Raw genomic sequence first — 19,489 nt, 5'->3', positions numbered from 1 at the left:
GTTTAATACGTTTCTTCTTCAGATTTTTTCATGATAGCTCCAGCTATTAAAGATGTAATGCCTCCTAAGAATAAGTTCATAATAAGAATTCCTCCAAATAAGTTTAAACTAAAGTTATCTCCTGCATTCTTTGTAGCTTCTTCGATTTGTCCTTCCGTCATTCCAAAAGAATCGGCAAGCATTACTTTCTGTGCTTCAATAGAATTTGCAGCAAAGTCAGGCTCTATAAAAGTAGATAATAAAAAATAATAGGCGATTATTATTAATGTAGCAATCATTGTTAAACCAATACCAATCTTTACTGATTGACCAAAAGAAATAAAACCACCGTTATCACTTTTATATTTTTTTATACCAAGTACTATAAAAGCTATAAGTAATAATATACCAACAATACCAGAATAGTATTCTTGTACATAAAGATTTCCAGTCGCATATTTTATCAAAGCTATAATTACAGAGGCTAAACCTAAATATAAGCCATAATTTAAAATAATACTTTTACTGTTTGTTTGATTTTCCATTTGTTTTTTTAATTTTAGTTAGTGATACAAATATATTCATTTCATTGAGATAGTTTTATTTTTTATAAATTTTTATAAACTATCAAAACAATTAATTAGTATTCAGAGTATTAAAAATGTTACAAAAAAATTAATCTATTTTTAATTGTTTTCATAAAAATAGATTGTAAATTTGCATCGGCAAGTCCTACACAACTAGCTCCCTTTGAATCCTCCAGGGCGGGAACGCAGCAAAGGTATTAGGTTGTAGCGGTGTGATGTAGATAGCTTGCCATTTTTTTTATTTCTATCCTAAATCCTTTCCAAAGGAAATGACTTCAAAAAAACTTCTGACTTCAAAAAGAGATCTTATTTAACTAGCTATTTGTTTACATTTATAAATTAGTTTTATGATATTTGCGAAACTTTGAATTCTAAACTTTAAATCTTGAACTCTTTTATGTCTAAAGTTGTTTTAATTACTGGTGCTTCTTCAGGAATAGGAAAAGCAATCGCTATTTTTTTATTCCTATCCTAAATCCTTTCCAAAGGAAAGGACTTCAAAAAAACTTCTGACTTCAAAAAGAGATCTTATTTAACTAGCTATTTGTTTACATTTATAATTTAGTTTTATGATATTTGCGAAACCTTGAATTCTAAACTTTAAATCTTGAACTCTTTTATGTCTAAAGTTGTTTTAATTACTGGTGCTTCCTCAGGAATAGGAAAAGCAATCGCTATTTTTTTATTCCTATCCTAAATCCTTTCCAAAGGAAAGGACTTCAAAAAAACTTCTGACTTGAAAAAGAGATCTTATTTAACTAGCTATTTGTTTACATTTATAAATTAGTTTTATGATATTTGCGAAACCTTGAATTCTAAACTTTAAATCTTGAACTCTTTTATGTCTAAAGTTGTTTTAATTACTGGTGCTTCTTCAGGAATAGGAAAAGCAATCGCTATTTTTTTGTCAGAAAAAGGCTTTAAAGTGTACGGAACCAGTAGAAATCCTGATACAACACAAAAATTTTCCTTCGAAATGATTGCTTTGGATGTCTTAGATGTCCAATCTATAAACAAAGCTGTTGATCTTATCATCGCAAAAGAAGGAAAGCTAGATGTTTTGGTAAATAATGCAGGCATGGGAATTACTGGCCCCATAGAAGACACACCAACCGAAGAAATGAGAGCCGTTTTCAATACAAATCTTTTTGGTACAATCGATGTAATGAAAGCTGTTTTACCTCAAATGAGGTCTCAGAATTCAGGTACAATTATCAACGTAACTTCTATTGCAGGTTATATGGGGTTGCCTTTTAGAGGTTTGTATTCTGCAACCAAAGGAGCTTTAGAATTAATTACTGAAGCGACGAGAATGGAAGTGAAAAATTTTGGAATTCATATGGTAAATGTAGCTCCAGGAGATTTTGCTACCAACATTGCTGCGGGAAGATATCATACACCAGTTTTTGAAAATTCTGCTTACAAAGAAAAGTATCAAACCAATTTAGAGTTAATGGATGCGCATGTAGATAGTGGAATGAATCCTATTGAAATGGCAAAAGTTATTTATAAAATCATCCAAACAGAAAACCCTAAAATTCATTATAAGGTAGGCGGTTTTATGGAAAAGTTCTCCATCGTTTTAAAACGAATTTTACCAGATAAGATGTATGAGAAATTATTAATGAATCATTATAAATTATGAAAAGATTAGTTCTTATAATTTTATTATTTATTTTTAATTCTTGTTTTTTAATGCCACCTGGTGCACCTTATAAGTATGAATATATTGCTTTAGAAGATAATAATTTTGTAAATAAGATTCAAGTTTTTGACATCCCAAATTTAAAAACGTATCATTTTTTTGCTTCTAATGATGTAATTGTAAAAGCTTGTTCAAAAGTATTTTTAGATAGTTGTTTTCACTTTAAATATCAAAAGTATTTGGATACCTTAAAATATGTAAAAACAATTAGAATAAAAGATAAAAAATTCTTAGATCGCTTTAAAAAAGATACCTTAGAATTGTTTATAAATGATCATAAAATACTTTTTGTTCCAATCATAAAATAATTTTATCTCATTACCTTTGTAAAACGAAACATTATTAAAAAAACGCAAAACAAACTAGATGAAATTTTTTATAGATACTGCAAATTTAGATCAGATTAAAGAAGCACAAGCTTTAGGTATTTTAGACGGTGTTACTACAAACCCATCTTTAATGGCAAAAGAAGGCATTACCGGTGAGGCAAATATTATTAATCATTACAAAGAAATTTGTGAATTGGTAGATGGTGATGTTTCTGCGGAAGTAATTGCTACAGATTTTGATGGAATGGTAAAAGAAGGGGAAGCTTTGGCTGCTTTAAATCCGCAGATTGTTGTGAAATTACCGATGATAAAAGACGGTGTAAAAGCATGTAAATATTTTTCATCAAAAGGAATCAAAACGAATGTAACCTTGGTTTTTTCTGCGGGACAAGCATTATTAGCTGCAAAAGCAGGTGCAACCTATGTATCTCCTTTTATTGGACGTTTGGATGATATTTCTACAGACGGATTAAACCTAATTTCAGAAATTCGTTTGATTTATGACAATTACGGTTTCGAAACCCAAATTTTAGCAGCTTCTGTGCGTCATACAATGCATATTATAGATTGTGCAAAGTTAGGTTCTGATGTTATGACGGGTCCATTAAGCGCAATTGAAGGCTTGTTAAGACATCCTTTAACAGACAGTGGTTTGGCGAAGTTTTTAGCAGATTACAAGAAAGGAAATTAATTCCATCCTAACCTTTCCAACGGGAAGGAACTGTTGTATGAAAAGCAGGAAATAAGTTAAAAGAATAATTTTTTGAAGCTACCTGCCTGCTGCAGTCAGGCTTCCTGCTTTCCATTGTATCTTTTTGCTGAAAAAGCAAAAAGGATGTCATTCCAATCAGGGCTAAACCTGTTTGCTAACTTAATAGTATAATTAAAGTTCTTTTTGAGCAAAGACACTAACATAAAAATATCCAGCAAGAGTTCCTCCCCAGAGCCTGCATTGAGCGTAGACGAAATGAGGAAATTAAAGAGGGCTTTTCCAAAAAAAGAACTCGCACAACTGGTAATTTCGGCATGTATTCAATTTAATATTGAGACCGTTGTTATTTCTCCTGGTTCAAGAAATGCACCACTTACTATTGGTTTTTCTAATCATAAAGAGATCGAAACACTAAGTGTTGTAGATGAACGCTGTGCCGCTTTTTTCGCTTTAGGAATTGCGCAACAAACTAGAAAACCAGTGGCCGTTTTGTGTACTTCTGGTTCTGCTTTACTAAATTATTATCCTGCAATAGCAGAAGCTTTTTATAGCAACATTCCACTAGTTATTATTTCTGCAGACAGACCAAAACATTTCATAGACATTGGCGACGGACAAACCATTCGACAAGAGAATGTGTTTGCAAATCATATTTTATTCTCTGCAAATTTGATAGAAAACCCGAAATTTAAAACCAGAAATGCTCAATTAATAGGTGAAGCTTTACAAATATCTGTATCGCAACAAGGACCAGTCCACATAAATGTTCCCTTTGAAGAGCCATTGTATGAAACGGTAGCTACGCTAAAAGAGTACCACTTTCCGCATATTTCTTTGAGTTCTCTAGATAATTCTCATATTAATTATGATAAGTTGTCTAAAATTTGGAACGCTGCCGAAAAGAAAATGATTGTGGTGGGTGTCAATTATCCAGATGAAGATTTACACAATTTAATGGATTTATATGCGGAAGATGATTCGGTTTTAATATTCACAGAAACAACTTCTAATTTGCACCATGATAAGGCTGTCAATTCTATAGATCAATTAATTTTTTCCTTAGATGATGCTCAATTTAAAAATTTACAGCCAGATATCTTAATTACGTTTGGTGGGATGATTGTCTCTAAAAGAATCAAACGTTTTTTACGCGATTATCAACCAAAACATCATTGGGATATAGATGCTAGAAAAGCTACCAATACATTTTTTTGTTTGTCAGAATTTATTCAAACAAAACCTGTCGATTTTTTCACTCACTTTAACCAATTTATAAAACCTTCAAAAAGTAATTATCAACCCAAGTGGTTGGCTTTTAGGGATGAAAGAAGAGAGAAGCATGCCGCTTTTTTCAAAACAATTCCACATTCAGATTTTGCTGTTTTTGAGAAAGTATTAGAAAAAATTCCAGCTACCTCTCAACTACAAATTAGCAACAGTGCAATTATTAGATATGCGCAACTTTTTACAATCAAAGATACGTTTACAGTGTTTTGTAATAGAGGTACAAGCGGAATTGATGGCAGCACAAGTACAGCCATAGGAGCTGCTGTTGCAAGTAAGAATCAAACCGTTTTTATTACGGGCGATTTAAGTTTCTTTTACGATAGCAATGCCTTGTGGAATAAAAATATCCCCAAAAGTTTTAGAATTATTATTGTCAATAATTCAGGAGGTGGAATTTTTAAAATTATTCCTGGACCAAGAACTACAAATGCTTATAATTATTTTGAAACGCCTCATTGTTTAACTGCAGAACATCTGTGTAAAATGCATGAGTTTGAGTATCAGAAAGCATATTCTTCAGAAACTGTTGAAAAAGAACTAGAAGGATTTTTTGAAGCATCAGAAAAACCAAAAATATTAGAAATCTTTACGCCAAGTGCAGAAAATGATTTAGTTTTAAAAGATTATTTTAAATACATACAATAATGGACAATCAAGAAGGAGAAAATAATTCACAAGAACTTGAAAACAACGCTCAAAAAGGTGAAATGAATTTACAGGAAGGAGATAAAGTAAACTTGGTCATCGAAACTGAAACAGGTTTGGGATACACCGTTTTAATTAATGAAGAATTTGATGGTTTACTTTTTAGAAGTGAGGTTTTTCAGGAGTTAGAAGAAAATATGGAAGTTACTGGTTATATTAAAAACATTCGTGAAGATGGTAAAATAGATGTTTCTTTAAGACCACAAGGTTTTAGAAATGTAATTGATTCTGATGTTGATAAAGTATTGGCCAAACTAAAAGATAGTAGAGAAGGTTTTGTGTTATTGACAGATAAGAGTTCTCCAGATGCTATTCGTTTCCATATGAAAATGAGCAAAAAAGCTTTTAAAAAGGCAGTCGGAAACTTGTATAAGCAGAAATTAATTGAAATTGAGGAAGATAGGATAGCGTTGGTGAAGTAGTTTTTAGTCTTCAGTTGGCAGTCCTCAGTTGGCAGTCTTCAGTGGGCGGTTAGATGTTATTTGATTTAGAATATTTGTTAGTTTTAAAATTTCTAGTAAAATAGGTTTCAGTTTTAGTAAATGCCTCTAATGAATACTGCAATTGCCTACTGAAGACTGAGGACTGCTTACTGAAGACTGAGGACTGCCTACTAAAAAGACTACTTACTAAATCATCGTCCACCTAATCTTAAAATATTCTCATAAAAAGCATCAGCATTTGGATCTGCTGGATCCATTTTACCATAACCAATCTTATAATATTTTAATGCTTTTTTAATATTTTTACCTTCTTCATAATACCTGCCAATATAATAATCACCCAAAGGCGAAGAAGGGAAGAGTTTTAAAATCATCTTACCAAAATTCAATAATTGATCTCCGTTTTCTTTTTCAATCACTATTTTTTCAATAGCAAAAATATCTTGTTCTCTAATGCCTAAATTACTTCCAAATAAAAATTCGATATCTAGGTATTTATTCTCTAAATAAGAAATTGCATCCAGAGGAGATAGTTCTTTTACATTCTTTTCAAACTCTTCTTTAGAAATGGCAGAATAGATTTCAAAAACTTTATTGAATGCTCTAGGAATTGCTTCACTAATTGCAGAAACACTACTTTTTGTATGGATGGTATCATTTATAATATTAAAGTTTTTAATTTCTAGCCCAGAAAGTAATTGTTGTAACTCACCAATTCTTGTTTGTTTTTCATCAGAAAAAACAGCAGCATTGTTTGTGTAAAAATAAAAAGTATTGTCTTCTTTTTGAAACCTAGAGATGTTGTAAGATTGTATTTGACTTCCTATAAAATCTGAGAACGTAGGGTTTATACAGATATAAGAATTTATAAAGGGTGTTTGTTCTCTTAGGAAATTGGTAATTAAATTTGCCGAAGTGCCTTCACCAATAATAGAAATAAAAGGAGATGTTTTATAAGTACTCTCTATTTCAAAAATAACTTCATCTTTTATAAATTGATAAAAATTTTCGTTATCTGAAGTTAAATTTCCATTATTTATATTAAAGTAAGTATCCTTTTTTCTAGTTTTTGCCATTTGTACGCCAACAACAATTTGTTTTGGTGCTTTATCTTTTGCAGCAAACAGCACCGCGTTTCCAACATAAGTATCAAATAAATATTCAGCATCTAAAACTACGGCTAAAGGATAATTTTTATCTTCTTTATCATCATAACCTTCTGGAAGATATATTTTTAATGTTCTTATCGAGTCTACATAATCAGATTCAATCGTTTTATTTATAATTTTTTGCGAATAGCCATAAATCGAAAAAAATAAGAATATTAATGGTAGCGATTTCTTAATCATCATTTAGAATGTTTATTTTTGTAGACAAGAATGTTTTTTTCTCTTTATAACAAAAAAGAAACATGATTATATGCGACATTTTAATGCTATTTTGCTATTAGAACGTCTAAAATACAAAAATATGATACAACCCGATTGGAAAACTGCGAAAGAATATGAAGATATCACCTATAAAAAGTGCAATGGTGTTGCAAGAATAGCATTTAACAGACCTGATGTTAGAAATGCTTTTAGACCAAAAACTACCAAAGAATTGTACGACGCATTTTACGATGCAGGTGAAGATGTAAATATTGGTGTTGTACTTTTATCTGCGGAAGGACCAAGTACAAAAGACGGCGTGTATTCTTTTTGTTCTGGTGGAGATCAAAAAGCAAGAGGGCACCAAGGTTATGTGGGTGAAGACGGGTATCACAGATTAAATATTCTAGAAGTGCAGCGATTGATTCGTTTTATGCCAAAGGCTGTAATTGCAGTAGTTCCGGGTTGGGCAGTTGGTGGCGGACATAGTTTGCACGTGGTTTGCGATTTGACATTGGCGTCTAAAGAACATGCAATTTTTAAACAAACAGACGCAGACGTAACTTCTTTTGATGGTGGTTATGGGTCTGCATATTTGGCTAAAATGGTTGGACAAAAAAGAGCTCGTGAAATTTTCTTTTTAGGAAGAAATTATTCCGCACAAGAAGCCTACGAAATGGGAATGGTAAACGCAGTGATTCCACATGAAGCACTAGAAAGTACCGCTTATGAGTGGGCGCAAGAAATATTAGAAAAAAGCCCGATGTCTATAAGAATGCTAAAGTTTGCTATGAATTTAACAGATGATGGTATGGTGGGGCAGCAAGTGTTTGCGGGTGAAGCAACGCGTTTGGCATACATGACAGAGGAAGCAAAAGAAGGTAGAGATGCTTTTCTAGAGAAGAGAAAACCAAATTTTCCTAAAAAATGGATACCGTAAAAAGTTGGCAGTTTGCAGTCAGCAGTTTTCAGTAAGGCAAGGGAGCATGCTTTCTTGTTAAATATTAACATAACAGTTTCTTCCCTTCGGGAAGATTAAGATGGGAATGAAATCACAAATAGTAACTTTTCTAATAAAATGTCCAGATCAAAAAGGATTGGTAGCGAAAATTACTAATTTTTTTTATGAAAAAGAATTCAATATTTTAAGTTGTCAGCAATATGTAAATGCTATTGAAGACACTTATTTTATGAGAATTCGTTTGAATGCAGCTGGCACCATTATTTCTAAAAAAGATTTAGAAAATGGTTTTTTAAAATTGGCAACACCGTTGCACTTTGATTGGTCTGTAAATTACGGAGATAAGAAACAGTGTGTGGCCATTATGGTATCACACACCAGTCATAATTTATATGATTTGTTAGAGCGTTCTAAAGAAGGAAGATTAGATTGCAACGTAAAAATAATTATCAGTAATCATGATAAGTTAAGACACATTGCAGCAATGTTTGGTGTTCCATTTCATTATTTGCCAGTAACACAAGAAACAAAACTGCAACAAGAATCTCAAGTTAGAGAATTGTTAGATGCTCATAAAATAGATTTGATTGTAATGGCAAGATATATGCAGATTTTGTCTTCAGATTTTATCAATTATTATCCAGAGAGAATTATCAATATTCATCATTCTTTTTTACCCGCTTTTCAAGGTGCAAATCCGTATAAAAAAGCTTATGAAAGAGGTGTAAAATTAATTGGAGCCACAGCACATTATGCAACTGAAGATTTAGATGAAGGCCCAATTATAGAGCAAGATGTAAAGCCAGTAACTCATGAAAGTACACCAACAACCTTAAAAAGAATTGGAGCAGATATTGAAAAATTGGTGTTGGCAAGGGCTGTAAAATGTCATTTAAACAATCAAATAATCGTTTCAGGAAATAGAGCCATTGTTTTTCCAGAAGCTGGGGAGTAGAAGCCCATCTTAATCTTCCCGAAGGGAAGAAACTGTTGTGCTAAAAGCTGTTTGAACAAAAAATATTTTGAAAAATAATAATTTAGTAGTTAATTATCTTTTTGTAACGATAAAGAGAAGAGTGTTTTCCCCTTTGGGGAAATTAAAAGGGGTTGTATGAAAATAATTTGTATTGGGCGCAATTACGCAAAACATATTGAAGAATTGGCAAACGAAAAACCAGAAAATCCTGTTGTTTTTCTAAAACCAGATTCGGCAATACTTCCAAAGAAAAATCCTTTTTTTATACCTCCTTTTTCTAATGATGTACATTATGAGGTAGAGGTCTTACTGAAAATTAATAAAGTTGGTAAATACATTGATGCAAAATTTGCGCATACATATTATGATGAAATTGGTTTAGGAATCGATTTTACGGCAAGAGACATTCAACAAAGTTGTAAAGAAAACGGATTGCCCTGGGAAAAAGCAAAAGCATTTGATGGAAGCGCCGTGATTGGGGAATTTTATCCGAAAGCACAGTTTGATTTAGAAAATTTAAAATTTCAATTGTATAAAAATGATGAAATTGTTCAAGATGGAAATACAAATGCTATGTTATGGAAAATAGATGAATTGATTGCCTATGTTTCTCAATACTTTACGCTTAAAAAAGGCGATATTATTTTTACAGGAACACCAGCTGGAGTTGGCAAAGTTATTGAAAATGATGTTTTAAAAGGAGTATTAGAAGGGAAAGAAGCATTTAGTATTCGAGTGAAATAAGTTATACCGCAAAGAACGCAAAAGAAAAAGCAGAGTTCGCAAAGGAAAAAAAATCTTTGTATTCTTAGCGAAAACTCTGCGACCTTTGCGTTTAAAGACAAAGAATGAAAGCAGAAATTATTACTATTGGCGATGAAATCCTAATCGGTCAAATTATAGATACCAACTCACAATGGATTGGTCAACAATTAAATAAAATTGGAGTTTCTGTGTATCAGATTTCATCCATTCAAGATAATAAACAACATATTTTAGATGCGTTTAAAGAAGCGCAAGAAAGAGTAGATATCGTTATTATAACAGGAGGTTTAGGCCCTACAAAAGACGATATCACAAAAAAAACAATTGCTGAATTTTTTAAGGACGATGCACTTGTGGAATATCCAGAAGTGATCGCGCACATCAAAGGTTTGTTTCAAAAAATGAAGCATCCTTTTAGAGAAATTCAAAAAACACAAGCACAAATTCCATCGAAAGCCACGCTTTTGATGAATAAGTTTGGGACAGCACCAGGCATGTGGTTTTATGAGAATGAGACTGTTTTTGTGTCGCTTCCAGGAGTTCCTTATGAAATGAAAGGCTTGATAACAAACGAGGTTTTACCAAGAATTCAAGAACAATTCAAGCTTCCTTTTATCATTCATAAAACAATTATGACTTATGGTCAAGGAGAAAGCACCATTGCAGAAAAAATTGAAGACTTTGAGAACAATTTACCCTCCTCTATAAAACTAGCCTATTTGCCTTCTTATGGCAGAGTTCGTCTCAGACTATCAACCAAAGGAGAAAATAAAGCACAATTAGAAGCTGAATTAAATGCAAAAGTAGCAGAACTCTATCAATTACTCCCAGACATCATTACTGGTTTAGATGACGATGCTTCCTTAGAAAAAAGAGTAGGAGCACTGTTAAAAACTAAAAATAAAACCATTTGTACAGCAGAAAGCATTACAGGAGGTAAAATAGCGGCAACTTTGGTTTCAATAGCGGGTTCATCGGCCTATTATAAAGGGAGCATTGTAGCGTATGCTGCAGAAACAAAAATGAACTTACTAGATGTTTCTGAAGAAACGATTAAAAAACATTCTGTAGTAAGCAAAGAAGTTGCTTTAGAAATGGCTAAAGGAGCTAAAGAAAAGTTGCAAACCAATTATGCAATTGCAGTAACAGGAAACGCGGGGCCAACAACAGATAAAAACGATAAAAGTTTAGGACTGGTTTACATTGCTGTGGTGGGGGATGATCATCAGTTTGTAGAAGCGTTTAACTTTGGGCAACCCAGAGAAAAAGTAATTAATAGAACAGTAAGTAAATCACTAGAAATATTACAAAAAGAAATTCTTTAAAAATTTGTAAAATTGTTTTGTTCAGAATTAGATTTATTTGTAGATTTGCACCTCGTTTAGAGATAACACTATAAATACTGTCGAAAAGATGTCTAGAGTTTGTGAATTAACAGGAAAAAAAGCAATGGTTGGAAACAATGTTTCGAAAGCATTGAATAGAACAAAGAGAAAGTTTGACGCGAACTTAATGGTGAAGCGTTTTTACATACAAGAAGAAGATAAATGGATTACTTTAAAAGTATCTGCATCTGCTTTAAAAAATATTAACAAGAAAGGAATTTCTGCAGTTATAAAAGAAGCGAGAGCTAACGGATTTTTAACTAAGTAAGCTTACGCAGATTAAAATTATACAGAGATGGCAAAAAAAGGTAACAGAGTTCAAGTAATTTTAGAATGTACAGAGCATAAAGCAACTGGTAAGCCAGGTACTTCTAGATACATTACAACCAAGAACAAGAAGAACAGTCCTGATAGAATGGAAATTAAAAAATTCAACTCTATTTTAAACAAAGTGACGCTTCACAAAGAAATTAAATAATTAAAAATATCTAGAACTCAGAACAGAGCATATAGATGTAAAACATTTAGACAATGGCAAAGAAATCAGTAGCATCATTACAAACAGGATCAAAAAGGTTAAGTAAAGCTATAAAAATGGTAAAATCTCCAAAATCTGGAGCTTACACATTTGTAGAAGCAATTATGGATCCTTCTAAAGTAAATGACTTTTTAGCTAAAAAGTAATCATTTACACATAAAATATGTAAAGCTACTTTCTAATTTTAGAAAGTAGCTTTTTTTTGTACCGTATAATTATGTATTTTTGGGGGTTCCCTAAAGGTCGGGCTTTTCATTGTATCTTTTTATGCTGAATTATTTCAGCATCTTTTAATTTTTGAAAACTATTTTTAGTTATTCAAAAGATATTCTGAATGAAGTCTAGCATAAAAAGGATGCCATTACAATCCCTAACCCACCTGCCGTAAGCAGGCATATATTTTAATGACAATTTGACCAAACCCCACAAATGGCACGTTTTTTAACGTACAGTTTGTGGTTATAAAATAAAAGAATGAGTTTTTTTAAAAAAATATTTTCAAAAGAGAAAAAAGAAACCTTAGACAAAGGCTTAGAAAAATCGAAAGAAAATTTCTTTGGCAAACTAACTAAAGCAGTTGCAGGAAAATCGAAAGTAGATGATGACGTTTTAGACAATTTAGAAGAGGTTTTAGTTGCTTCTGATGTTGGTGTAAACACCACGCTTAAAATTATTACTAGAATCGAAGAGCGTGTTGAAAAGGATAAATATGTGGGTACAGACGAACTGAATAAAATTCTTAGAGAAGAAATTGCAGGTTTATTGTCTGAAACCAATAAAGGAAATGAAACTGAATTTACCATCCCAGAAATTCCAGCCGATAAAGATGGCAAAAAAATGCCTTATGTTTTAATGGTTGTAGGCGTCAATGGAGTTGGTAAAACCACCACCATAGGGAAATTAGCAGCCCAATTTAAAAAGCAAGGTTTAAAGGTAGTTTTAGGCGCAGCAGATACATTTAGAGCGGCAGCGATAGATCAATTACAAGTTTGGGCAGACAGAACAGAGGTACCCATTGTACGTCAAGAAATGGGTTCTGACCCTGCTTCTGTAGCGTTTGATACGTTAAAATCTGCCGTAACTCAAAATGCCGATGTGGTTATTATAGATACCGCTGGACGTTTACATAATAAGGTCAATTTAATGAACGAATTGACAAAGATCAAACGTGTGATGCAAAAAGTGGTAGCCAATGCTCCACATGATGTTTTACTAGTGTTAGATGGTTCTACAGGTCAGAATGCATTTGAGCAAGCAAAACAATTTACCTTGGCAACAGAAGTTACTTCTTTGGCTGTAACAAAATTAGATGGTACTGCAAAAGGTGGTGTTGTGATTGGTATTTCAGACCAGTTTAAAATTCCTGTAAAATATATTGGAGTAGGAGAAGGTATTGATGATTTACAAGTGTTTCATAAAATTGAGTTTGTGGATTCTTTTTTTAAATAGATGATTAGAATTGTCTATATAGGTCATCCGATAAGTAAAGTTTTTTTATTGGATGGATAGATTTTAAACTTTAAAGGCTAAGGTTTTCTGAAATAAATTATTAATACATTATTTTTTTTATAGTTTCCATATATCCTCTACTTACACGAACAATATCAGTATTTTGCATTGTTACGTCGTAACTTTTTCCATACTTATTCAACTCTTTTATTTTATCGATATTTATTATGGATGAGCGATGTACGCGTAAGAAGATGGCGGTATTTAATTTTTCTTCGAGTTTTGAGATTCCGAAGTTGCTTAAGTAGGTTTTATCTGCCGTAATAATCTTTGAATAATCACCAAAAGCTTCAATTCTAATAATTTCTTGAACAGATATAGTTACTAGCTTATTTTGAGATTCAACTAGTATTTTTTTAGGATATTTCTCAGCATCCATTAATAGACTATTGGTTAAATTTTGCGCTGTGTTATTGGAAAGATTAGAAGACAATTTGTGAATCGCTTTTTCAAACCTGTCCTTTGTATATGGTTTCAATAAATAATCTACTGCATGCACTTCAAATGCCTTTAATGCATATTGATCATAAGCTGTAGAAAAAATAATTTGGGGTAACTCCTCTAAATGTGTTAATACATCGAAACCTGTCATTCCTGGCATTTGAATGTCTAAGAAAACCAAATCTGGTTTAAATTCATTGATGATTTTAACCGCATCAACACCGTTATTTGCTTCTCCTAGTAAAACTAAATCAGAATAATCTTCCAAATATTCTTTGATAAGTTTTCTACCAGCAATCTCATCATCAACAATAATTACTTTCTTCATAATTCAAAACTTACTTTTAAACCCCTAGGTAAATTATCAGATAAATTCAAAGTGCTTTTATACATCTTTTCCAGCCTTAACTTTGTGTTTGTTAATCCAATTCCTTTATTAAAAACGTTTTCTTTATTCTTGATTCCAATTCCAGTATCTGTAATTTCAAAAAATAATTTTTCTTCTTTTTCCTTTATTTTTATGGTAATTTCTCCTCCTTCTATTAGTGAAGACAATCCATGTTTTATAGAATTTTCCACCAAAGGTTGTAATAACATTGGTGGTACTTTTTCATTCAAAAGAGATTCATCAACATCAATATTTACTGTTAAACGTTCTTGGAAGCGTTCTTTTTCTAACTTTAAATATTTATTTACAAAAGCCAATTCTTCTCTTAAAGTAACTTTTTCTACTTGTGATGCTTTTAATTGATAACGAAACAGGTCTGATAATTCAGCAATCATATTTCTCGTTTTTTCTTGTTCTGCGGGTACTGAAGCGCTAATTGTATTAAAAACATTGTATAAAAAATGTGGATTCAGCTGTGCTTTCAAGGCAGATAATTCACTCTTTAAAGCTGCAGTTCTTAATGCTCCTTCTAAAACTATTTTTCTCTTATTCTCTAAATGATAATTATAAGAATGCATAATACCGAATTGCAATAGATAGAATAAAGAAGGTAAATAAATATCCCAAATGGCATTTTTCCCTTTCAGATGTTCAAACCCGATGAAATCTGAAACCACATAATAAATATTAAAAAAAGAAAAAACATAAATAGGCAATAAAATAAAATGTAGCAATAGTTTTATTTGTAGAGAAAGATAATTTAATTTTCTAAAAAGTAAGTACCAAATAGGAATCGTTAGCAAAAACTCTACTACATACTTTAAACCAGCATCATCGAAAAAAAGAATGATGTTAAACAAATTATCGTTTGGGTCATCATACCCACCTCTATTGACCCATAGTGTAAAACGATAAAAAAAAGCAAAAAAGATGTAGAACCCAATAAATAGTAGCAATTCTTTTCTGTTCACTCCTAAAATATTAAACTTTTTATTAGATTTTTTCATAATAATAAAATTTATAACAAATTTAAAACTAATGCTTTAAAATTTAAATTAAAATCGATGAATTGACCTATTTTCCGATGAATTAACCTTTCTCATTCAACTGCTTATTTTCCCATTCGTCGAGAAGTTATTGTGAGAGTTTTAAATAGGTGAAATATTTGTAGCATAATTTTAAATACATAGTTTATGAAAAATCTAATTTCAATTTTATTTTTTTTGTTGATTAGTTATTCAATATGTTGTCAACAATCCATTTCAGGAAATGTGATAGATAAAAATAATATCCCTTTAGAATCTGTGGCAGTATCTTTATTTAGTTCAGATGATAAGAAGTTTGTAAAAGCAGCTATAACAAATCCTAAAGGTGAGTTTATTATTCAAAATATCAAGGAAGGAAATTATTTTCTAATAATAACAAGTTTAGGATATAAAGATTATGAAACAAAAGCATTTCAACTAATTGCCAACAAAAATTTTGGCCAATTAATGTTAGAAAATTCATCAGAAGAATTAGAAGAAATTGTTATTAAAACCAAAAAACCAATGGTACAAGTTTTGGCAGATAAAACTGTTTTTAATGTTCAAAATACTATCAATGCAGCTGGAGATTCTGGCTTTGAATTATTAAGAAAAGCTCCAGGAATTGTAATTGACAACAATGACAATATTATTGTAGAAGGCAAAACAGGTGTGCTTTTTTATATTGATGGGAAGCCATCTATTCTACGTGGTCAAGATTTAGTAAATTTCTTAAAAACCTTACAATCTAGTGATATTGAGGCTGTAGAAATCATAACACAACCATCTTCTAAATATGATGCAGAAGGTAATGCTGGCATTATAAATATTCTTTTAAAAAGAGATAAAACATTAGGTACAAATGGTAGTCTAGCGAGTGGTTATACACAAGGCAAGTTTGCACGTTTTAACAATTCGGGCTCTTTTAACAAAAGAAGTAAAAAGACCAGTTTGTATGGAACTTTAAGCAATAGTAGTGGAGAAAGTTTTAATTTTTTAAATTTGTATAGAACTCAAAATAATACCATTTTTGATGCGAAATCAGAAACAGTTAATGATTTTAATAACACTAATACAAGATTAGGGTTTGATTATTATATAGATACAAAATCTACACTTGGTATTATTTTATCCGCAAATTTTAATGATTCCTTTTCTGATTCTGATTCCAGAACGCCAATTACTCCTCAAAGCCAAACCAGTCCTGATAGTATTCTAGTAGCAGGTAATAATACCAAAAGTGATTTTTACAACCTTTATAGCAATATCAATTACAAATATGATAATAAAAAAGGAACTTCTTTTAATGCTGATGTAGATTTTGGGAAGTACAAAAGCAATCGAGAAAATTTACAACCTAATTTCTATTATAATAGTGATGAAACAGTAATTCTAAATGAAGTTATTTTTTTCATTGTGTCACCAACAATTATAAATTTGTTTTCAGTAAGAGGAGATTATGAGCAAAATTTCTTAAAAGGCAAATTAAGTTTTGGTGTGAAATTCTCAAAAATTAACACAGAAAATGAATTTGAGTTTTATGATAGAAAAAACGGAAATGATATTTTAAACAACAACAGATCTAATGATTTTGAGTATGACGAGATTATAAATGCAGGATACATTAACTTTAATCGAAAATTTAAAAAAGTAAATTTTCAAGTAGGTTTACGAGTAGAAAACACTTCATCCGAAGGGCGTTTAACTAGTACTCAAAATAACAATAACAACATTGTTAAAAGAAATTATACAGATTTTTTTCCTAGTGGTGGAATTACGTATCAAATCAATCAAAAAAATTCATTGGCTTTAAATTATAGCACTAGAATACAACGTCCAAATTATCAAAATTTAAACCCTTTTGAATACAAGCTTAATGAATTATCTGCACAAAAGGGAAATCCTTTTTTACAACCACAATACACCAATAACATCAAGCTTTCGCACACGTATAATTACAGGCTAAATACCTCTGTAAGTTACAGTTTTATCAAAGATTTCTTCGCGCAGGTTACAGAAGCGGCAGAAAACAATCAAAACTTTATCAACGTTAGGAATGTAGCTAATCAAAAAGTAATCAATTTAGGCATCTCTTATCCATCAAGTTTTACAAAATGGTGGAGCTATTATGTTAGTTTAAATGCTTCTAGAAGTATTTACGAAGCTACTAATCCAGATTTTGTAGGGGTTTCTCAAAACTCTTTGAGTTTATATGCACAAAACACTTTTAAGTTACCAAATAACTTTAGATTCGAGATTTCTGGCTGGTATAGTTCACCATCAATTTGGGGAGGAACCTACAGAACCAACAGTTTAGGTTCTCTAAATATTGCAGTTCAGAAAAAGTTCTTGAATGATAAATTGAACTTAAGAATTGGTATAGATGATATTTTATACACGTCCCCTTGGAGTGGAACAACACAATTTGGAGATTTATTTATTGATGGTAGTGGCGGAAGTGACAGCAGACAATTCAAAATTAATTTAACGTACAACTTCGGACGAAGTGAAATTAAGAAATTAAGAAATAGAAATACAGGTCTTGAAGATGAAAAAAGTAGAATTGAATAACTAATTTTTAGGTAAAAAATTATTTTTCAAGGATTTAAAAAAACGTATTTTTTGTTTTGATATTAAAAACCTCAAGATAAATTGTTCAAATTATATGGTTATTTTGAGTAACACAAACGTATATAACTCGTCGTTATATAAACGAATTATATTATGAAAAATTTTAAAACACTCGTTTGGGCACAAATTTTTATTATCTACACCCGTTATATAATTGGTGGTGCCTTTGTGTTTGCTAGTCTTATAAAAATAAAAGGGAATCGTTTTACAACAGAAAGTGGTGCGCTATATCCAATTGATAATCCTTGGCATTTTTTTGAAACAATGTATCAATCTGGATTATACTGGAAGTTTATAGGCGCAGGTCAACTCATCGCAGGGTTTCTTTTAATGACCCAAAAATATGCTAAATTGGGAGCAATCATAAATTTTCCTATCATATTAAATATTTTTGTAATTACTATATCCTACTATTTCGCACTTACTCCTGTAATAACAGGTATGGTTTTACTAGCAAATATTTTGCTTTTTGCTTGGGATTGGAATGAATTTAAAGTACTGTTTAACTTAACTCCAATAATTAACAGTGATGCGAGGTTAGAGAAAGATAGAGTTTGGCAAATAACTGGTCTTACAATGTTCTTATTTACTTTTATCTATAGGGTTTTAGTAGATAAATACAATGTATTTTTTTGGGGAGTGATTTTTACAATAATTGGTTTTATAGGCTTGTTGGTTGGCTTATCTAGACATAGAAAAATAAAGAACTCTTCATAAAATATAAAAGCTCATTTTAAAAAAAAAGTTTCTTAATATTAGAGAGTTAAATTTTATAAAAATGAAATCTTTTATTCTAATGTTACTATTTTATACTTTGTAAAATCAGGAAGATTATTTACTTTGATAAGTTTCCAGTTGTTATCAGTATCAATCTTATAAATAGATTTTTGATAAGGAGCATCTTCAACTAAAAAAAAGGTATTTTCTGAAGTATTATAATATACATTCAACTTACCCAATTGTATCTCATTTTCATAAATAGTTTTTAGTTTATGTTCACTTTGTAGATGAACCCTCCAGTGTTGCGAGTCATCCCATATGATTTCATCATTCTTATTTGATAAAGCGCTGGTAGATACTATTAAAGTGTCATTTGAACCATTCTTATTGAAATCTAATACAAGGATTTTTTTTGTGGAATAAGCATTTTTAATTTCAGTAGAATCAACAATATTATTTTTTTTATTTTTCTGTTTTTTTTCTTCAATCTTGATAGATTTATCATCATCAGAGACGCTACTTTTTTTATTACAAGAAAAAACATGGAAACATATTAATATAAAAACGAAATAATTAATAAATTTTGTTCTATTAATGTCTTGTGTTTTTTTTAATTGCTTCAATATTAACATAATTTATTTTTTATCAAAGTTGTTGAATCTCATTTAAGTTGCATTGTATAAAAACGAAATTTTATAAAAAATCTAAATTAACTACTTCTTATTTTAAATTAATTTTAAAATCTAAATTTACTCTTTTTTTGCTAAACCGCTTACTTCGATAAAACAAATGCTTATTTGATTTTTACTAACTTTTTATCAGGAAAATCATTATTATAAGTTCATCAATTGCAACCCTATAATTATTGCTATTTTATTAAATAAATAAGGTCAATTCATCAGGAAATAGGTCAAATCATCAATTTTTATTTTATTTAAAATTTATTTCATTTAAATTTATTGAGTTAGTCATTTAATTTCCGTATATTTAAGTCAATAAAACTAGGATAATGGAACAATTTGAAGGACAAGAT

20 protein-coding genes and 1 other RNA gene are annotated in these 19,489 nt (G+C 30.7%); 16 read left to right on the top strand and 5 right to left on the bottom strand.

Annotation, left to right across the window (positions count from 1 at the left end):
* Positions 1-2: 2 nt before the first annotated feature.
* Positions 3-524 carry a DUF4199 domain-containing protein gene (locus Q0998_RS08615; RefSeq protein WP_299668944.1) on the bottom strand — a complete coding sequence of 174 codons (522 nt, stop codon included), beginning with the start codon at positions 522-524 and terminating at the stop codon, positions 3-5.
* Positions 525-702: 178 nt separating this feature from the next.
* Between Q0998_RS08615 and ffs the strand changes: the two genes are divergently transcribed.
* The 6 genes from ffs (at position 703) to Q0998_RS08585 (ending at position 5,726) form a co-directional block, all read left to right on the top strand.
* Positions 703-801: signal recognition particle sRNA small type (gene ffs, locus Q0998_RS08610), an RNA gene on the top strand.
* 606 nt (positions 802-1,407) lie between these two features.
* Positions 1,408-2,211 carry an SDR family oxidoreductase gene (locus Q0998_RS08605; protein WP_299668943.1) on the top strand — a complete coding sequence of 268 codons (804 nt, stop codon included), beginning with the start codon at positions 1,408-1,410 and terminating at the stop codon, positions 2,209-2,211.
* Positions 2,208-2,579 (top strand): hypothetical protein, encoded by a 372-nt coding sequence (locus Q0998_RS08600; RefSeq protein WP_299668940.1) that lies wholly within the window; start codon positions 2,208-2,210, stop codon positions 2,577-2,579. The genes Q0998_RS08605 and Q0998_RS08600 overlap by 4 nt, the downstream gene beginning before the upstream one ends.
* Positions 2,580-2,637: 58 nt before the next feature.
* On the top strand, positions 2,638-3,291 hold the full coding sequence (gene fsa / locus Q0998_RS08595; RefSeq protein WP_299668937.1) for a fructose-6-phosphate aldolase: 654 nt from the start codon (positions 2,638-2,640) through the stop codon (positions 3,289-3,291).
* 276 nt (positions 3,292-3,567) lie between these two features.
* Positions 3,568-5,244: a 2-succinyl-5-enolpyruvyl-6-hydroxy-3-cyclohexene-1-carboxylic-acid synthase gene (gene menD, locus Q0998_RS08590; protein WP_299668934.1), complete on the top strand. Its 1,677-nt coding sequence runs from the start codon at positions 3,568-3,570 to the stop codon at positions 5,242-5,244.
* Positions 5,244-5,726, top strand: coding sequence for a DNA-binding protein (locus Q0998_RS08585; protein ID WP_299668931.1), 483 nt, complete (start codon positions 5,244-5,246; stop codon positions 5,724-5,726). Before menD ends, Q0998_RS08585 begins: the two co-directional genes overlap by 1 nt.
* 212 nt (positions 5,727-5,938) lie before the next feature.
* Here the strand turns inward: Q0998_RS08585 and Q0998_RS08580 are convergent, their stop codons facing one another.
* A complete protein-coding gene (locus tag Q0998_RS08580; RefSeq protein ID WP_299668929.1) occupies positions 5,939-7,099 on the bottom strand; it encodes an alpha/beta hydrolase-fold protein in 1,161 nt (386 codons plus the stop codon).
* 118 nt (positions 7,100-7,217) lie between these two features.
* Between Q0998_RS08580 and Q0998_RS08575 the strand changes: the two genes are divergently transcribed.
* The 8 genes from Q0998_RS08575 (at position 7,218) to ftsY (ending at position 13,191) form a co-directional block, all read left to right on the top strand.
* On the top strand, positions 7,218-8,057 hold the full coding sequence (locus tag Q0998_RS08575; protein ID WP_299669168.1) for a 1,4-dihydroxy-2-naphthoyl-CoA synthase: 840 nt from the start codon (positions 7,218-7,220) through the stop codon (positions 8,055-8,057).
* A gap of 106 nt (positions 8,058-8,163) precedes the next feature.
* On the top strand, positions 8,164-9,033 hold the full coding sequence (gene purU, locus Q0998_RS08570; RefSeq protein WP_299668927.1) for a formyltetrahydrofolate deformylase: 870 nt from the start codon (positions 8,164-8,166) through the stop codon (positions 9,031-9,033).
* A gap of 156 nt (positions 9,034-9,189) precedes the next feature.
* Positions 9,190-9,798, top strand: coding sequence for a fumarylacetoacetate hydrolase family protein (locus Q0998_RS08565; RefSeq protein WP_299668925.1), 609 nt, complete (start codon positions 9,190-9,192; stop codon positions 9,796-9,798).
* A gap of 104 nt (positions 9,799-9,902) precedes the next feature.
* On the top strand, positions 9,903-11,144 hold the full coding sequence (locus tag Q0998_RS08560) for a competence/damage-inducible protein A (RefSeq protein ID WP_299668923.1): 1,242 nt from the start codon (positions 9,903-9,905) through the stop codon (positions 11,142-11,144).
* A gap of 88 nt (positions 11,145-11,232) precedes the next feature.
* The gene (rpmB, locus tag Q0998_RS08555; protein WP_299668920.1) at positions 11,233-11,472 is read left to right on the top strand and encodes a 50S ribosomal protein L28; all 240 of its coding nucleotides are present in this window, start codon (positions 11,233-11,235) and stop codon (positions 11,470-11,472) included.
* 27 nt (positions 11,473-11,499) lie between these two features.
* Entirely contained in the window at positions 11,500-11,682 is a 183-nt protein-coding gene (gene rpmG, locus Q0998_RS08550) for a 50S ribosomal protein L33 (RefSeq protein ID WP_299668917.1), read from the top strand.
* 53 nt (positions 11,683-11,735) lie between these two features.
* Positions 11,736-11,888 carry a DUF4295 domain-containing protein gene (locus tag Q0998_RS08545; RefSeq protein WP_242176920.1) on the top strand — a complete coding sequence of 51 codons (153 nt, stop codon included), beginning with the start codon at positions 11,736-11,738 and terminating at the stop codon, positions 11,886-11,888.
* Between the two features lie 328 nt (positions 11,889-12,216).
* On the top strand, positions 12,217-13,191 hold the full coding sequence (gene ftsY, locus Q0998_RS08540) for a signal recognition particle-docking protein FtsY (protein WP_299668908.1): 975 nt from the start codon (positions 12,217-12,219) through the stop codon (positions 13,189-13,191).
* Between the two features lie 100 nt (positions 13,192-13,291).
* Here ftsY and Q0998_RS08535 read toward each other — a convergent pair whose 3' ends face one another.
* Both Q0998_RS08535 and Q0998_RS08530 read right to left on the bottom strand, forming a co-directional pair.
* Positions 13,292-14,020 (bottom strand): response regulator, encoded by a 729-nt coding sequence (locus Q0998_RS08535; RefSeq protein ID WP_299668905.1) that lies wholly within the window; start codon positions 14,018-14,020, stop codon positions 13,292-13,294.
* Positions 14,017-15,087 (bottom strand): histidine kinase, encoded by a 1,071-nt coding sequence (locus Q0998_RS08530; RefSeq protein WP_299668902.1) that lies wholly within the window; start codon positions 15,085-15,087, stop codon positions 14,017-14,019. Before Q0998_RS08530 ends, Q0998_RS08535 begins: the two co-directional genes overlap by 4 nt.
* Positions 15,088-15,273: 186 nt before the next feature.
* On the opposite strand from Q0998_RS08530, the gene Q0998_RS08525 reads away from it, so the two are divergent.
* Both Q0998_RS08525 and Q0998_RS08520 read left to right on the top strand, forming a co-directional pair.
* Positions 15,274-17,676, top strand: a complete 2,403-nt coding sequence (locus Q0998_RS08525; RefSeq protein ID WP_299668899.1) for a TonB-dependent receptor — start codon at positions 15,274-15,276, stop codon at positions 17,674-17,676.
* Positions 17,677-17,829: 153 nt separating this feature from the next.
* Positions 17,830-18,453 carry a hypothetical protein gene (locus tag Q0998_RS08520; RefSeq protein WP_299668896.1) on the top strand — a complete coding sequence of 208 codons (624 nt, stop codon included), beginning with the start codon at positions 17,830-17,832 and terminating at the stop codon, positions 18,451-18,453.
* Between the two features lie 71 nt (positions 18,454-18,524).
* Here Q0998_RS08520 and Q0998_RS08515 read toward each other — a convergent pair whose 3' ends face one another.
* The gene (locus Q0998_RS08515; RefSeq protein ID WP_299668893.1) at positions 18,525-19,079 is read right to left on the bottom strand and encodes a hypothetical protein; all 555 of its coding nucleotides are present in this window, start codon (positions 19,077-19,079) and stop codon (positions 18,525-18,527) included.
* Positions 19,080-19,489: the final 410 nt, after the last annotated feature.

Origin of the sequence: uncultured Polaribacter sp. (assembly GCF_947501385.1) — a bacterium.
Taxonomy (GTDB): domain Bacteria; phylum Bacteroidota; class Bacteroidia; order Flavobacteriales; family Flavobacteriaceae; genus Polaribacter.
This window is presented reverse-complemented; position numbering and strand designations above follow the sequence as displayed.

Excerpts from the sequence above, each read along its gene's own strand:
- Q0998_RS08615 (WP_299668944.1), bottom strand. The coding sequence starts at position 524 with ATGGAAAATCAAACAAACAGTAAAAGTATTATTTTAAATTATGGCTTA.
- Q0998_RS08605 (WP_299668943.1), top strand. The coding sequence starts at position 1,408 with ATGTCTAAAGTTGTTTTAATTACTGGTGCTTCTTCAGGAATAGGAAAA.
- Q0998_RS08600 (WP_299668940.1), top strand. The coding sequence starts at position 2,208 with ATGAAAAGATTAGTTCTTATAATTTTATTATTTATTTTTAATTCTTGT.
- fsa (WP_299668937.1), top strand. The coding sequence starts at position 2,638 with ATGAAATTTTTTATAGATACTGCAAATTTAGATCAGATTAAAGAAGCA.
- menD (WP_299668934.1), top strand. The coding sequence starts at position 3,568 with ATGAGGAAATTAAAGAGGGCTTTTCCAAAAAAAGAACTCGCACAACTG.
- Q0998_RS08585 (WP_299668931.1), top strand. The coding sequence starts at position 5,244 with ATGGACAATCAAGAAGGAGAAAATAATTCACAAGAACTTGAAAACAAC.
- Q0998_RS08580 (WP_299668929.1), bottom strand. The coding sequence starts at position 7,099 with ATGATGATTAAGAAATCGCTACCATTAATATTCTTATTTTTTTCGATT.
- Q0998_RS08575 (WP_299669168.1), top strand. The coding sequence starts at position 7,218 with ATGATACAACCCGATTGGAAAACTGCGAAAGAATATGAAGATATCACC.
- purU (WP_299668927.1), top strand. The coding sequence starts at position 8,164 with ATGAAATCACAAATAGTAACTTTTCTAATAAAATGTCCAGATCAAAAA.
- Q0998_RS08565 (WP_299668925.1), top strand. The coding sequence starts at position 9,190 with ATGAAAATAATTTGTATTGGGCGCAATTACGCAAAACATATTGAAGAA.
- Q0998_RS08560 (WP_299668923.1), top strand. The coding sequence starts at position 9,903 with ATGAAAGCAGAAATTATTACTATTGGCGATGAAATCCTAATCGGTCAA.
- rpmB (WP_299668920.1), top strand. The coding sequence starts at position 11,233 with ATGTCTAGAGTTTGTGAATTAACAGGAAAAAAAGCAATGGTTGGAAAC.
- rpmG (WP_299668917.1), top strand. The coding sequence starts at position 11,500 with ATGGCAAAAAAAGGTAACAGAGTTCAAGTAATTTTAGAATGTACAGAG.
- Q0998_RS08545 (WP_242176920.1), top strand. The coding sequence starts at position 11,736 with ATGGCAAAGAAATCAGTAGCATCATTACAAACAGGATCAAAAAGGTTA.
- ftsY (WP_299668908.1), top strand. The coding sequence starts at position 12,217 with ATGAGTTTTTTTAAAAAAATATTTTCAAAAGAGAAAAAAGAAACCTTA.
- Q0998_RS08535 (WP_299668905.1), bottom strand. The coding sequence starts at position 14,020 with ATGAAGAAAGTAATTATTGTTGATGATGAGATTGCTGGTAGAAAACTT.
- Q0998_RS08530 (WP_299668902.1), bottom strand. The coding sequence starts at position 15,087 with ATGAAAAAATCTAATAAAAAGTTTAATATTTTAGGAGTGAACAGAAAA.
- Q0998_RS08525 (WP_299668899.1), top strand. The coding sequence starts at position 15,274 with ATGAAAAATCTAATTTCAATTTTATTTTTTTTGTTGATTAGTTATTCA.
- Q0998_RS08520 (WP_299668896.1), top strand. The coding sequence starts at position 17,830 with ATGAAAAATTTTAAAACACTCGTTTGGGCACAAATTTTTATTATCTAC.